General features: G+C 72.9%; 12 protein-coding genes. 5 read left to right on the forward strand and 7 right to left on the reverse strand.

Annotated features, from left to right (window positions below; translation table 11 throughout):
* Positions 1 to 19: 19 nt before the first annotated feature.
* The gene (locus WMF43_RS09480) at positions 20 to 1102 is read right to left on the reverse strand and encodes a hypothetical protein (protein WP_437679160.1); all 1083 of its coding nucleotides are present in this window, start codon (positions 1100 to 1102) and stop codon (positions 20 to 22) included.
* 120 nt (positions 1103 to 1222) lie between these two features.
* On the opposite strand from WMF43_RS09480, the gene WMF43_RS09485 reads away from it, so the two are divergent.
* The 5 genes from WMF43_RS09485 (at position 1223) to WMF43_RS09505 (ending at position 6860) form a co-directional block, all read left to right on the forward strand.
* Positions 1223 to 2242, forward strand: coding sequence for an AraC family transcriptional regulator ligand-binding domain-containing protein (locus WMF43_RS09485; RefSeq protein WP_437679161.1), 1020 nt, complete (start codon positions 1223 to 1225; stop codon positions 2240 to 2242).
* Between the two features lie 80 nt (positions 2243 to 2322).
* A complete protein-coding gene (locus WMF43_RS09490) occupies positions 2323 to 3573 on the forward strand; it encodes an AAA family ATPase (protein ID WP_437679162.1) in 1251 nt (416 codons plus the stop codon).
* A gap of 5 nt (positions 3574 to 3578) precedes the next feature.
* Complete coding sequence (locus WMF43_RS09495; protein ID WP_437679163.1) at positions 3579 to 4280, forward strand: hypothetical protein; 702 nt, start codon at positions 3579 to 3581, stop codon at positions 4278 to 4280.
* 142 nt (positions 4281 to 4422) lie between these two features.
* A complete protein-coding gene (locus WMF43_RS09500; RefSeq protein WP_437679164.1) occupies positions 4423 to 5757 on the forward strand; it encodes a cytochrome P450 in 1335 nt (444 codons plus the stop codon).
* A 167-nt stretch (positions 5758 to 5924) separates the two neighbouring features.
* Positions 5925 to 6860 carry a DUF808 domain-containing protein gene (locus WMF43_RS09505; RefSeq protein ID WP_437679165.1) on the forward strand — a complete coding sequence of 312 codons (936 nt, stop codon included), beginning with the start codon at positions 5925 to 5927 and terminating at the stop codon, positions 6858 to 6860.
* 488 nt (positions 6861 to 7348) lie between these two features.
* Here WMF43_RS09505 and WMF43_RS09510 read toward each other — a convergent pair whose 3' ends face one another.
* From WMF43_RS09510 to WMF43_RS09535, 6 genes are all read right to left on the reverse strand, one after another.
* Positions 7349 to 8767, reverse strand: coding sequence for an MFS transporter (locus WMF43_RS09510; protein ID WP_437679166.1), 1419 nt, complete (start codon positions 8765 to 8767; stop codon positions 7349 to 7351).
* Entirely contained in the window at positions 8764 to 10302 is a 1539-nt protein-coding gene (pqqE, locus tag WMF43_RS09515) for a pyrroloquinoline quinone biosynthesis protein PqqE (protein WP_437679167.1), read from the reverse strand. Before pqqE ends, WMF43_RS09510 begins: the two co-directional genes overlap by 4 nt.
* A 7-nt stretch (positions 10303 to 10309) precedes the next feature.
* The gene (gene pqqC / locus WMF43_RS09520) at positions 10310 to 11011 is read right to left on the reverse strand and encodes a pyrroloquinoline-quinone synthase PqqC (RefSeq protein ID WP_437679168.1); all 702 of its coding nucleotides are present in this window, start codon (positions 11009 to 11011) and stop codon (positions 10310 to 10312) included.
* The gene (gene pqqB / locus WMF43_RS09525) at positions 11008 to 11925 is read right to left on the reverse strand and encodes a pyrroloquinoline quinone biosynthesis protein PqqB (protein ID WP_437679169.1); all 918 of its coding nucleotides are present in this window, start codon (positions 11923 to 11925) and stop codon (positions 11008 to 11010) included. Before pqqB ends, pqqC begins: the two co-directional genes overlap by 4 nt.
* A gap of 22 nt (positions 11926 to 11947) precedes the next feature.
* Entirely contained in the window at positions 11948 to 12088 is a 141-nt protein-coding gene (locus tag WMF43_RS09530; protein ID WP_437679170.1) for a hypothetical protein, read from the reverse strand.
* 227 nt (positions 12089 to 12315) lie between these two features.
* On the reverse strand, positions 12316 to 13665 hold the full coding sequence (locus tag WMF43_RS09535) for an MBL fold metallo-hydrolase (RefSeq protein WP_437679171.1): 1350 nt from the start codon (positions 13663 to 13665) through the stop codon (positions 12316 to 12318).
* Positions 13666 to 13691: the final 26 nt, after the last annotated feature.

Genomic DNA, 13691 nt, shown 5'->3' on the forward strand with positions numbered 1-13691 from the left:
GGCGGGGGCGGGCGGCGCGTTACTCGATGGTGGAGCTCGTGATCTGCGGATCTCCGCTCGCGAGCACGAAGATCCCGGGGTAGCCGGCGGTCTCGAAGCCTGCGCTCGGGTTGCGGCGGAGCGTGGAGCTCGAGATGAGGAGCGAGCCCGTGCGGTCGTTGCTGACGAAAAAGATGGCGCCGCCGCCCTCGTTGGCGGTGTTGTCCGTCATCGTCACCCCGCACAGGTCGAGCGTGAACGTGTTGCCGTCGTTGTAGATGGCCCCGCCGCTCCCGCCGCCGGGCGTCCCGGGCTCGGCGGGGTTCGCGCCGTCGCCGATCGCGCGGTTGTGGCTGAACAGGCTGTCGATCACCGTGTGGGAGACGCCGATGCTGCTGAGCGCTCCGCCGTTGGAGCACACGTTGCCGCGGCCCTCCTCGCCGCCGAACGTGCTCTTCACGACGTACACCGGGAGCCCCTCGTGCTGGTCGAGCACGCGGATCGCGCCGCCGCCGACGTCCGGCCCTACGTCGTCGCAGACGTTGTTGAAGAAGCGGGAGTTCACCACCTTGAACCGCCCACCCCGGACGAAGATGGCGCCGCCGCCGTCGGCTTCGCCCTTCGCGTTCCCGTCGACGAAGGTCAGGTTCTGCACGGTGAGCCGCGGGTGATCCTGGTTGTTGCAGTGGGGTGTGGTCCACACCTGCGCCTCGTCGCAGGTGTTCTGGTAGAGGATCCGGACGTCGCCCCCGCCGCTCAGGGTGACCTTGCCGCCGCCGTCGATGACGATGCGAGGTCCGGTGTCGTTGACGATCTTCGCCGTCCGATCGAGCGTGATGGTCACCGGGTCGGGCCCGCAGTCGAACGTGATGACGCCGCCCTTCGCGACCGCGTCGACGAAGGCGTCCGCGGTGCAGCTCTCGGGGGTGCCGCTCCCCACCACGTGGTCGGGCGCGGAGGTGTCCTCGGCCTGCGCCTCGGGCGGGATCGGGCAGCCCCCGCCCGGATCGCCGGCGGGCGGGCCGCCCCCCGGGCCGCCCGGGAGCGGCGCGTCTGCGCAGCCCAGCGCCGAGGCCGCCGACCCGATCGCTGCGCCCACCATCCATGATCGAAGCACGCTCATGTTCAGGTCCTCCACGCGGAAGCGCTCATCGAAGCTCAGGGAGCGCTCGGCGGTCTCCTGTACGTACCCCGAGCGCCCGGGTTCGGCTCGAGCAATCGTGCGTTATCCTCGGGTCACGCCATGCCCGACGACGAGCTCGTCTTCGCCTCCATGCCCGCCGCGCTCATCACCTTCGCCTGCTCGCGCGGCGTCTCGCAGGACGATCTGCTCCGCGCCGCCGGCGTCTCGCTCGAGGCGCTCGCCGCGCCCGACGAGCTCGTGCCGTACGGGTCGCTGCTCGGGCTCTGGGAGCTCTTGCTCCAGCGCCTCCCGGGCGAGCCGCTCGGGCTGATGTACGCGCGGTGGATCCCGGTGTCGGTCGTCGGCATCGTGGGGCTCGCCGTCCGCCACAGCGAGACGTTGCGGCAGGGGGTCGCGGTCTATGCCCGCTTCTGCCGGCTCATGGACCCGCACCTCCGCCTCGCCGTGGAGGAGCGCGGCGACGTCGTGCACCTCGCGCTCGAGCACGAGCCGCGCGTCGTCGCCATGGCCGAGCCGATCGAGATGATGATCGCGGCGCTCGCGCGCTTCATCGCGCTCTACCTCGACGGCGGCGCGCGGCCGACCGAGGCCCGGTTCCGCCACCTCCGCCGGCACCCGCCGGCGCTCTACGAGGAGGCGATCGGCGCCCCGGTCCGCTTCGAGGCGGCCTCCACCTGCCTCGTCTACGACGCGCGGTTGCTCGACGCGCCCGTCGTCGGAGCGGACCCGTCGGTGCACGACTACCTCGTGCGCCACGCCGAGCGGCTCCTCGCCGCGCGCGCGGCCCCGGCCGGCGCCGCGCCGCTCGACGCCCGCGTGCGCGCCCGCATCGACGAGCGGATCGCGCGCGGCGAGGTGGACCAGGAGCAGATCGCGCGCGCGCTCGGCATGAGCACGCGCTCGCTCCAGCGCGCCCTCAAGGAGCTCGGCACGTCGTTCACGGCCCAGCTCGACGAGGTCCGGCGGACCAGGGCGCTCGAGCTCGTCCGCCGCCGCGACGTGACGCTCCAGGAGATCGCGTTCCTGCTCGGCTACGGGGAGCCGCGCCACTTCTACCGGAGCTTCCGCCGCTGGACCGGGAGCACGCCGGGCGAGTACCGGCGCGTCCACGTGCGGTAACGTCGGCCGCGCGATGTCTCCCGGGAGGGGGCGCCGCGATCGGCGTTCGGCGGCGCGCTCGTTGCGGTAAGCTCGGCCCCATGCTTCGCAGGGTCCACATCCGGGGGTTCAAGACCGCGATCGACGCGGTGCTGGACCTCGGGCGGCTCAACGTCTTCGTGGGGGCGAACGGGGCGGGCAAGAGCAACCTCCTCGAGGCGATCGCGGTGCTCGGCTGCGCCGCCTCCGGCGCCGTGAACTACGATACCTTCGGGGCGCGGGGGATCCGGCCCGGGACACCTGGTCTGTTCAAGACCGCGCTGGGCTCCGAGAAGCGGGCGACCCGCAGCATCCTGCTGGAGGCGGCGTCCGACAACGCGCGTTATCAGGTCGCCCTCGGCGATCCGGCGCTCGGGCGCGCAGCCGCCACGGACAGCGCGGCGTGGCGGTTCGACAAGGAGATCTTCTTCGAGGGCGAGAAGGAAGTCGGCTCCCGCTCGAAGCGCGAGGGCCGCCTCGTCCACACGGACGGGATGAAGCAGGGGATCTCGGCGCCGCACGACCAGGGGATAGGCGTGATGGTGACCACGACGCGCGGGGACGGCGAGATCACGTCGCTGCTCCGCGCCCTCGGGAAGTTCGCGATCTACGCGCCGCTGCCGCCGATGCTGCGCGCTCAGATCGCGGACCCCGCGCAGAAGCACCCGATCGGCCTCATGGGTGGCGGGCTGGCCAGAGGCCTGTTCGATTTGCAGCGAGGCGGCACCAGGAACGCGGCGCTGCGACGCCGGCTCGACCAGGAGCTCAAGGACCTCGTCGACTGGGCGGAGAGGGTGTCGTTCAAGGCCGAGAGCGGCTATCCGGGCGTGTCGAACGGCGCGGGGAGGAACGGCGATCCGCACCTCACCTTGCTGCTGCAGGATCGTTATCTCCGGACCGAGATGAACTGGCTTTCCGCGGTCGAGGTGAACGAAGGGACGCTCTACGCCCTGTTCCTGCTCACGATGCTCTACCACCCGGCGGCGCCGCAGGTGCTCGCGATCGACAACGTCGATCAGTACCTGAACCCGCAGCTCGCGCGTTACCTCATCGACCGCGTGCAGACCATCGTGCTCGCCGAGCCGAAGCGGCCGCAGCTGCTCGTGACCACGCACAACCCGCTCGCCCTCGACGCGCTGAACCTGAAGGACGACAGGGTCCGCCTCTTCATCGTGAAGCGCGACAAGAAGACCGGCGCGACCCTCGTCGAGCGAATGCACCACTCCGAGGCCCTCGAGCGGGCGAAGGAGCGCAACATGACGCTGTCGCGCCTGTGGCTCTCCGGCGCGCTGGGCGGGATGCCGGAGGTCTGAGCGACGTGATCATCGGGATCGTGTGCGAGGGCAGCTCCGACTTCCCTGTCCTGAAGGCGGTGGTCGAGGCCGTGCTCGGGGACGGTCACGAGGTGCGCCCTCTGTGGCCCGAGACCGACAAGCTCTCCAGGCCCGCCGGATGGACCGGGGTCAAGGCGTGGTGCGAGGCTCAGGGGAGCTGGCTGTCGACGTTCATGGAGCTCGGCAACATCGATCTGCTGATCATCCATGTCGACGCCGACATCCGCCACAAAGTGAGCGGGCGGAAGAGCAAGGGGAGAGAGCCCACGACGCAGGATCTCTGCGACACGATCAAGGGTTGGCTCGGCCTCGCTCAGGGCGTGAGGGGCAGGCGGGTGCTCATCGTGATCCCGGCGCAAGCCACGGAGGCCTGGCTCGTGGCGGCGCAGGGGTCCCCGACGCGGGATCTCGAGAACGAGGCGGAGCCGATCAAGAAGCTCATCAAGCGAAAGCTCGTGCGCACGACCGGGGGGAGGCCCGACAAGAGCCCCGCCGTGTACAGGGAGCTCGCAGAGCCGCTCAGGAGCCGCGCGTCCGAGCTGCGAGGCGTGCTCCGGGAGCTGGATCACTTCATGGGAAAGCTGGAGGCGCAGCGGGAACGCACGGGGGCGAAGAGGAGCGCGCCGTGGCGCCGCCCGCCGCCGCCGGCGCCGGCGCTCCCTCCTGGCAGCGCGGGCGCGGTGTAGTGGCTCTGCCGGACGGCTCGCCTGGCGCGATCCGTCGCAACGTTGGCGCCCGCCGCCGCTGCCGCGGCGCCGCGCCGGACCCATCGTTGGCATCGGTCCCGGCGCCGCGCGCGCCGGGATCGAGCTCCTGACGAGGTGTGCCATGAGCCATTTGCCCCGAGGCCCGCAGGGCCGACTGCTGACGACTTACCAGTTCATCGCCCGTCCGTACGAGTTCCTGCACCGCTGCGCCGCCACCTACGGCGGCGTGTTCAACGTCCCGATGTACAACCGCGACGTCGTGATGGCCGGCAGCCCCGCGTCGGTGCAGGACGTGATGACCGCGCCGCCGGAGACGTTCGTGGCGTACTCGACCCAGTCGATCGGCCTCCTCCTGGGGTCGCACTCGCTCCTGATGCTCTCGGGCGAGCGCCACCGGCGGGAGCGGAAGCTGCTGACGCCGCCGTTCCACGGCGACCGCATGCGCGCCTATGCCGCGGCGATGGCGGAGATCGCCGCCCGCCGCTTCGCCGAGGCGGCGCGCGCGCCCCGCGCCGTCGCGCAGGAGGTCGCGCAGGCGATCTCGCTCGACGTCATCCTCCGCGCCGTCTTCGGGGTGGAGGAGCCGGCGCGCATGCGCGCGTTCGCGCGCGCGGTCGTGGCCATGGGCGACGCGGTGACCCCGGCGATGGCCTTCCTGCCGTTCCTGCAGCGGGAATTCGGCGGCTTCGGCCCGTACGCGCGTTTCCGCCGGCGCGTCGCCGACCTGGAGGCGCTGATGCGCGAGCAGATCGAGCGGGCGCGCGCGGCGCCGGGGGACGACATCCTGAGCCTGCTGGTCTCGGCCCGCTACGACGACGGGTCGGCCATGAGCGAGCAGGCCATCTTCGACGAGCTCCGGACGCTGCTCTTCGCCGGGCACGAGACCACGGCGATCGCCCTCGCGTGGGCCCTGGATCACGTCCACCGCGATCCCGGCGTGCTCGCGCGGCTGCAGGGCGAGATCGACGCCCTCGGCCCGGATCCGGATCCGGAGCGCCTCGCCGCGCTGCCGTACCTGGACGCGGTGTGCAAGGAGGCGCTGCGCATCTACCCGGTCGCGACCGAGGTCCCGCGCCTCGTGGCGCAGCCGTTCCGCCTCGGCGAGCACGAGCTCCAGCCGGGGACGGGGGTCGCGCCCTGCGTCCTGCTCGTGCACCACCTGCCCGAGCTCTACCCCGAGCCGTCCCGGTTCCGGCCCGAGCGCTTCCTGGAGCGCAAGTTCTCGCCGTTCGAGTACCTGCCGTTCGGCGGCGGCGCTCGCCGCTGCATCGGCGCGGCGTTCGCGCTGTTCGAGATGAAGATCGTGCTCGGCACGGCGCTGTCCGCGTGGCAGGTCCGCCTGCTCGACGAGCGGGCGCCCCGGCCCGTGCGGCGCAACGTCACGTTCGGCCCGTCGGGCGGCGTCCCGCTCGCCCTGCGCGCCCGCGCCCGCGGCGCCCACCGCGCCGCCGCCTAGCCGCCTAGCCGCCGGGCCCCGCGGCGCGGGGCAGGCGCGTGGAGCGGCGAGCACGTGCAGATCTTCGACGGCGCCGGCCGGCGCCCGCTACGATGGCGTCCGCGACGGCTGCCAGCGGCGCCGCCGCGGACGCGATCGACCCCCATCATCTCGACGAGGATCTCTTCATGGCCGGAAGCAGCCTGCTCGCCCTGATCGACGACATCGCCACCGTGCTGGACGACGTGGCCATCCTGACGAAGGTGGCCGCCAAGAAGACGGCCGGCGTGCTGGGCGACGACCTGGCGCTCAACGCGCAGCAGGTGACCGGCGTCACCGCCGAGCGCGAGCTTCCCGTCGTGTTCGCGGTGGCCAAGGGCTCGATGCTGAACAAGGTGATCCTGGTGCCGGCGGCGCTCGGGATCAGCGCGTTGATCCCCTGGGCGATCACGCCGCTGCTCATGATCGGCGGGGCCTTCCTGTGTTACGAGGGCTTCGAGAAGGTCGCCCACAAGCTGATGCACAGCCGGGAGGAGGACGAGGCCCACCGCGCCGAGCTGGTGCAGGCGCTGTCGAACCCGCAGATCGACCTCGTGGCCTACGAGAAGGACAAGATCAAGGGGGCGGTGCGCACCGATTTCATCCTGTCGGCCGAGATCATCGCGATCACGCTGGGCACGGTGGCGGGGTCGGCGTTCGGCACGCAGGTGGCCGTGCTGAGCGGCATCGCGGTGCTCATGACGGTGGGCGTGTACGGGGTCGTGGCGGGCATCGTGAAGCTCGACGATGCGGGGCTGTACCTGAGCCGGCAGAGCGGGGGGATGCAGCGGTCGGTGGGGAGTGGAATTTTGAAGGCGGCGCCCTGGCTGATGAAGGGGCTGTCGGTCGCGGGGACGGCGGCGATGTTCCTGGTGGGAGGGGGGATCCTCACGCACGGGGTTCCGGCGCTGCATCATGGGATCGAGCACCTTGCGCACAGCGCGGGGCCGGTGCTCGGCGGGATCCTGGGGCCCCTGGCCGATGCGGTGCTGGGGATCGTGGCGGGGGCGGTGGTGCTGGGGATCGTGACCGCGGTGAAGAGAGCCGTGGGTGGCTCCAAGGGAACGGAGAAGGGCGCCCACTGAGCCGGCCGCGGCGGCGAGGGCGCAGCGGTCGGCTCTCGTCCCCAGTCTTTCGTCCTCCGTCTTTTGTCCCCCGTCTTTCGTCCTCCGTCTTTTGTCCCCCGTCTTTCGTCCCTCGTCTTTCGTCCCTCGTCTTTCGTCCCCCGTCTTTCGTCCCCCGTCTTTCGTCCCTCGTCTTTCGTCCCTCGTCTTTCGTCCCCCGTCTTTCGTCCTCGTGCTCGTCCTCGTGATCGTGATCGTGATCGTGATCGTGATCGTGATCGCTCCCGAACGAGCCGTTCGCACTGTCTGCGGGTGATCGCATGGCTGCACGACCGCACACGTGAGACACGCACGTGGAATCGATCACGATCACGATCACGAGGACGAGCACGAAAGACGAAAGACGAAAGACGAAAGACGGGGGACGAAAGACGAAAGACGGGGGACGAAAGACGGGGGACGGGAGACGGGAGACGAACGGCAGTGCCAAGCGGCTCCGCGCCGGCGGGTTACCGCGGGGGGGCGGCGGGCGCTGTCTCCGCGCGGGGGGGCGCGGCGCTCGCGAGGACTCCCAGCGCCGCCAGGACCGAGGCGGCGAGGATCGTGCCCTGAAACGCCGCGCCGAACGCGCCTCCTGCCTCGCCCGGCCTTCCCCCTCCGAGCGCGGCGAACACCGCCCCCGACGCCGCGACCCCGCACAACATCCCCACGTTGCGCGCCTCCGCGAGCAGGCCGGCGGCGGTCCCCTGCTGATCGCGCGGCGCAGCGCCCATGATGCGGCTGTTGTTCGGCGACGTGAATAGCCCCGAGCCGAGCCCCACCAGCGACAGCGCCGCGAGCACGCTCGCGCGCGACGGCGTGGGGCCGAGCAGGGCCACGCTCGCCAGACCGACCGCGAGCACCGCGATGCCAGCGACCGCCGGCCCGCGCGTGCCGACCCGATCCGAGAGCCACCCGCTCGCGAAGGTGACGAGCGCCATCGCCGCGGGCTGCACCGTCATCACGGCGCCCGCCTCCGCCGCGCTCATCGCGAGCGGACCCTGCAGGTAAAACGGCAGGAGGAACATCAGCATGTACACCGCCGCGTACTGGACGAACGCCGCGGCGAGACCGCTCGCGAACGCCGGCTCCCCGAGGAGCGCGGCCGACAGCAGCGGCGCGGGGCTCCTCCGCTCCACCCGCACGAACGCCGCCGCGAGGACCGCGCCGAGGACGAACAGGAAGACGACCCGGGGGCTCCGAAACCCCCAGCTCTGGCCGCGCGTCAACGCGACGAGCAACGCGCTGAGCGCCGGGCCGAACAGGAGCGCGCTCGCCCACGGGAAGGGGCGCGCGCGGCCGGCGGCGAGGGGCGCGCCGGCCGCGCCGCCCCACACGAGCGACCGCGCGAGCAGCACGCCGGCGACGGAGATCGGCACGTTGACCCAGAAGACCGCGTGCCAGCCGGCCGCCTGCGCGAGCCAGCCGCCGATCGACGGGCCCAGGGACAGGCCGAGGTACGTCGCCGTCGCCTGCAGGCCGAGCGCGCGGCCGCGCTGCGCCGGCGGGAAGGCGGCGGTGGTGAGCGCCGGGCCGTTCGCCATCAGCATCGCCGCCCCGGCGCCCTGGAACGCGCGCGCCGCGACGAGCGCCGCGAGCGTGGGCGCGAGGGCCGAGAGCGCCGAGCCCAAGCCGAAGACCCCGAAGCCCACCGCGTACACCCTGCCCTTGCCGTGACGGTCGCCGACGCGGCCGAAGGGCAGGAGCAGCGCGCTCACGGAGAGCGAGTAGGACGCGAGCACCCAGCTCGCGGCGCCGATGTCGGCCCCGAGATCCCGGCGCACGAGCGGCACCGCGACGTTGATCAGGCTGCTGCCGAGCGCGGCCATCAACGTGCCGACCGCGACCACGGCGAGCACGGCGTACGGCCTCGTCGCGGGGGAGCTCACCTCGGGGCGCTGCGGTAGAGGTAACGCGGCTCGGCCTTCGCCGCGGACGCGGCGCGGAGCCGGGCCTCCTCGACGAGCCCGTGCGCCGGCGCGAGCGAGCAGGCCGGATCCGTCGCGGCGGCGTCGCCGGTGAGGTGGTAGGCCTGGCAGCGGCAGCCGCCGAAGTCGATCCCGCGGCGCTCGCAGCCCTGGCAGGGCGGCGCCATCCACGCGTCGCCGCGGAAGTGGTTCATGCTCGGCGCCTCGCGCCAGATCCAGGCGAGCGAGCGCTCTTGCACGCTCTCGAAGCGGAGCCCCGGGATCGTGTGCGCGGCGTGGCACGGCAGCACCAGGCCGCCCGGCGCGATGTGGAGGTAGCGGCGCGCCCAGCCGTCCATGCACGCCCGCGGCCACGCCGCGTAGTAGTCCGGCGTGACGAAGACCATCTCCATCTGGCCGAGCAGCCGCTCGCGCGCCGCCGAGGCGATCGCGAACGCCCGCTCGAGCTGATCCCGCGTCGGCAGCAGCGCCTCGCGGTTCGCGAGCGCCCAGCCGAGGTACTGCGTGTTGGCGAGCTCGAGCCGGTCGGCCCCGAGCCGCTCGGCGAACTCGATGATCGCCGGGACGTGCTCGATGTTCGCCCGGTGCAGCACCACGTTGACCGTGAGCGGCAAACCCTCGGCCTTCACCCACGCGGCCACCTCGAGCTTGTGGCCGTACGCGGCGTAGCCGGCGATCCGGTCGGCGCGCTCCGCGTCGGCGTCCTGGACGCTGAGCTGCAGGTTGTCGAGCCCCGCCTCCCGCAGCGCCGCGAGGCGCTCCCGCGCGAGCGGGATCCCAGAGGTGATCAGGTTCGTGTACAGCCCGACCTCCCGCGCGCGGCGGACGAGCTCCTCAAGGTCGCGCCGGGCGAGCGGCTCGCCGCCGGTGAGGTGGAGCTGCATCACCCCGAGCTCGGCCGCCTCGGCGAAGACGCGGCACCACACCTCCGTCGAGAGCTCGCCGGCCGCGCCCGCGAGCTCGGTCGGGTTCGAGCAGTACGGGCAGCGCAGCGGGCAGCGGTAGGTGAGCTCCGCGATCAGCGTGTAGGGGTGGTGCGAGGCCGCGCCCGCCGCCGCGCCGGGGGCGGGCGAGGGCGGGGCGCTTGCGGCGGCGGGCGGCGCGCCGGGGGCGACCGAGGGCGCGGCAGGCGCGGCCCCGGCCGAGGGCGCGGCAGGCGCGGCCCCGGGCGAGGGCGCGGCAGGCGCGGCCCCGGCCGAGGGCGCGTCCGCCGCCGCGCCGCGCTCGAGCAGCCCGCGCGCGGCGAGCGCCTCCAGGAAGGCGATCACGTCGCGCTCCACCTCGCCGGGCGGGGCGGCGGCGAAGGCGGCCGCGACCTCGGCGGCGATCGCGGCCACGGTGCGCGTCCCGTCGAGGCGCGCGGCCACCGCCGCCGCCACCGGGTTCAGCGCGAGGCCGCGCTCCGGGTAGAGCAGGATCTCCCGGCCCGAGACGCGGTCGCGCACGAGCCGCGCCTTGCCCGCGAGGATCAGCCGGTCGCCGGGCGCGATGGTCATCCCCGCGTCACGCCCCGGGCGGGTAGGCCGCCGCGATGGCCTCGAGCATCGCCCACAGGATGTCGCACTTCGTGATGAGCGCCGCGACGCACGCCTCCTGCGCGGCCCGCGTCGTCGCGTGCTCCGTCACGTAGTCGATCGCCTCGGTCGAGTCGACCCGGGCGCGCGTCACCCGCGAGCGGAAATAGTCGAGCGTCGCCTTGTCGACCCAGGGGTAGTGCTGCTCCCAGGCGACGACGCGCCGGGACATGAGGTCCGGCGCGAAGAACTCCGTGAGCGACGAGGCCACCGCCTCGAGCAGGCTGCGCTCGCGCACCAGCGTCACGTAGGCGTCGCAGGCGAAGCGCACCGCGGGCAGCACCTTCGTCAGGCCCGCGACCTCGCCGCGGTCGAGCCCCACGCCCTCGGCGAGCCGCAGCCACAGCGAGAGCCCGCCCTCGCCCTCGCGCGCGCCGTCGTGGTCGACGATGCGGTGGATCCAGCGCCGCCGGAACGACGGGTCGTCGCTCTTCGCGAGGATCAGCGCGTCCTTGATGGGGATCCGCGTCTGGTAATAGTAGCGGTTCAGCACCCAGCCCTGGATCTCGCGCCGCGAGAGCTCGCCGCGGTGCATCCGCTGGTGGAAGGAATGGTGATCGTGGTAACGCCGGGCGCCCTCGTCGCGCAGCCGCGCGACGAACGCCTCCCGCGAGAGCGGCTCGTCGTTCACAGGTCGATTTCCAGGCCGTCCACGGCCACTTCCCAGCCCGCCGCCTCGACGGCGCGCCGCTCGGGCGAGCCCTCGACCAGGATCGGGTTGGTGTTGTTGATGTGGGTGTAGATCTTCCGTCGCACGGCGACGTTCGCGAGCAGCGAGAGGCTGCCGCCGTCGCCGCCGATCGGCAGGTGCGCCATGTCCTCCGCGCGCGCCTTGCCGAGCCCGAGGCGCACGAGCTCGTCGCTCGACCAGAAGGTGCCGTCGAAGAAGCAGACGTCCGCCCCGTCGAGGCGCGGGACGTAGGCGCCGGCCGCCCCGACGGCCGTCGCGACGGCGGCGACGCGCCCGCTCGCGCCGTCCTGGATCCAGAGGCCGATGTTGTCCTCCGGCGACGGCGGGGCGAGGCCCTCGAGGTGCTTCGGCACCTTGCCCGGCAGCGCGACCGGGACGACCGTCACGCCCGTGGGCGCGCCGTCCGGCCCGGCGAGCTCCGCCGGCTTCTCCAGCTCCAGGCGCCGCCACGTCGTCTGCCCGGGGAAGCGCTGGAGCGTGCGGAAGACGGTGTTGCCCTCGGCGAGGCCGCGGTACACCGCCTCGGTCGCGTAGATCGCGAGCGGCGTGTTCTCGCGCAGCGAGAAGAGGCCCAGCGTGTGGTCGAGGTCGCCGTTCGTGAGGATCACCCCCGCGATCGGCGTGGCCCGCCCGGCCCGCGGTTGCAGCGGCGGGAAGGCCTCGATCTGCCGGTGCACGTCGGGGGACGCGTTGATGAGGAACCAGCCGCCCCCGTCCACCCCGAGCGCGAGCGCGTCCTGGGTGCGGGGGCGGACACGCGCCGAGCCGCGGCGCGCCTCGACGCAGTTCGCACAGGCGCAGTTCCATTGCGGGAGCCCGCCGCCGGCGGACGAGCCCAGGACGCAGAGGCGCATTCCGCCGGTCGCTCCCGAGCGCCTACTCGGCCCCGCTCGTGTCCTCGGCGCGCTCCGCCGGCGCCGGGTTCACGAACAGCGGCACCGGATCGAAGTCGCTCTGGTAAGAGCCGATCTCCGCATCCATCTTGATCTCGAAGAAGTCAGGCTTTTCGTAGCGCATCGTTGTCTCCTGCCTTTCCTGCTGCCAGCAAGGTATAGCTCGGTCGAGTGTAGACGCCACGCCGTCGCACCACAAACCATTTGACCTGAATGCGCACTGTCGGGGGTTTCCATCAGGAACCCCCCGTAGTGGGGTCCCTGCGACAGGGTAAGCGGTTCAGCGCGCGGCATCTCCCTGCGTGAGCAGCGCGTCGCTCTGGTCGCGTGCTCCTTATTCATTCTCGTGATTCACGACCGCGCGGCGGACGCGCGGCGGACGCGCGTCGCGAGCCAGGTGACGCCGGCCGCGCAGCCGAGCAGCGCGCTCGCGATCAGGGAGATCCGGATCAGCGCGGCGCGATCTTTTTCGGGTCTGTGATCGGGCAGATAAGGCCGGACCGAGCGCGGCAGCACCCACGCGTCGCTCCCGGGGCCGCCGCCGCCGATCGCGCACACCGCGCGGGCGGCGCGGCTATCGGGGTTCAGGCGGCCTTTCACCCACGGGATGAACCGGGCCATGGGGACGTGGCCGGGGGCCTGCCGCTCCATCCAGGCGATGGCGCGCTGGAGCTCGGCGGCCGCCGCGGCCGCGCTGCCGTCGCCGTCGAGGCGCTTCCATTCGCCGTGGCCGGGCAGCACCCACACGAAGCGGAGGTGGCCGGCCTCGGCGAGGGCGGCCAGGCGGCGCACGGAGGTGATCTGACGATCCCAGTCGTCCCAGCACTGGAGCCGGAACGCCGCGATCTGGCCGAGGCGGCGGGAGTAGGCGAGGTGGTCGCCGGTGAACAGGAATCGGCCCCGGTAAAGCAGGCACATCGAGCCGGCGGTGTGGCCGGGCTGGGGGAGCACGGCGAGCTCGGCGGCGGCGAGCTCGGCGGCGGCGAGGGGCGCGCCGTCCAGGGTCATCGGCCCGAGGCCGTCGAGCTTGAGCTCCACGTCGGATGTGTCGGTCTGCGGCCCGGAGCCGCGCGGGGTCACGTCCGCGGCGCCGAGGACGCGGCGGCTCCCGGGGAAGCGGGCCGCGAACTCGACGTGGTGCGCGACGTGGTCGCGGTGCGTGAGGAAGATCCACCGGACGCCGCCGCGCTGCTCGAGGAAGCGGAAGATTGCGTCGCTCGGCTCGGGCAAATCGATGAGCACGCCGCCGCCGGGGCGCTCGATGAAGTAGGCGGTGGCGCTGACGTTGTCGCGCGAGGGGTGGCCGAGGACCCAGACGTCGTCCTCGAGGCGCCGCGGCCAGGTGCTGAACGGCGCGCCGAGCGCGCCGGGGCGCACGCCCGCGGCGGGGCGCGTGAGGCGCAGGGCGTTCACGGGACAGGAGCCCACGGCCGAGCGCGCCGCCGCGAGGTCGACCAGACTCTGCGGTTGGCGCAGCACGCCCGTGAAGGACCCCTCGTCGTAGGTGCCTTCCAGCACGGCGGGGCCACGGCGCTGGACGTCGCCGTCGAGCGGCGCCCAGTGCGCGGGCGCGACCTCGCCGAGGAGCTCAGGAGCGAAGTTCCTGCAGACCCCCGCGCCACAGCAGGCGCGCGTGACGCGCAGCCGTCCCCAGTCTTCCTTGTCGCCGTTCTCGGCGCCTTCGTCGTGTGTGGTACCCATCGAGGGTACCTACCATGCCACCTGAG

Origin of the sequence: Sorangium sp. So ce131 (assembly GCF_051519095.1) — a bacterium.
Taxonomy (GTDB): Bacteria; Myxococcota_A; Polyangia; order Polyangiales; family Polyangiaceae; genus Sorangium.

Excerpts from the sequence above, each read along its gene's own strand:
- WMF43_RS09480 (WP_437679160.1), bottom strand. The coding sequence starts at position 1,102 with ATGAGCGTGCTTCGATCATGGATGGTGGGCGCAGCGATCGGGTCGGCG.
- WMF43_RS09485 (WP_437679161.1), top strand. The coding sequence starts at position 1,223 with ATGCCCGACGACGAGCTCGTCTTCGCCTCCATGCCCGCCGCGCTCATC.
- WMF43_RS09490 (WP_437679162.1), top strand. The coding sequence starts at position 2,323 with ATGCTTCGCAGGGTCCACATCCGGGGGTTCAAGACCGCGATCGACGCG.
- WMF43_RS09500 (WP_437679164.1), top strand. The coding sequence starts at position 4,423 with ATGAGCCATTTGCCCCGAGGCCCGCAGGGCCGACTGCTGACGACTTAC.
- WMF43_RS09505 (WP_437679165.1), top strand. The coding sequence starts at position 5,925 with ATGGCCGGAAGCAGCCTGCTCGCCCTGATCGACGACATCGCCACCGTG.
- pqqE (WP_437679167.1), bottom strand. The coding sequence starts at position 10,302 with ATGACCATCGCGCCCGGCGACCGGCTGATCCTCGCGGGCAAGGCGCGG.
- pqqB (WP_437679169.1), bottom strand. The coding sequence starts at position 11,925 with ATGCGCCTCTGCGTCCTGGGCTCGTCCGCCGGCGGCGGGCTCCCGCAA.
- WMF43_RS09530 (WP_437679170.1), bottom strand. The coding sequence starts at position 12,088 with ATGCGCTACGAAAAGCCTGACTTCTTCGAGATCAAGATGGATGCGGAG.
- WMF43_RS09535 (WP_437679171.1), bottom strand. The coding sequence starts at position 13,665 with ATGGGTACCACACACGACGAAGGCGCCGAGAACGGCGACAAGGAAGAC.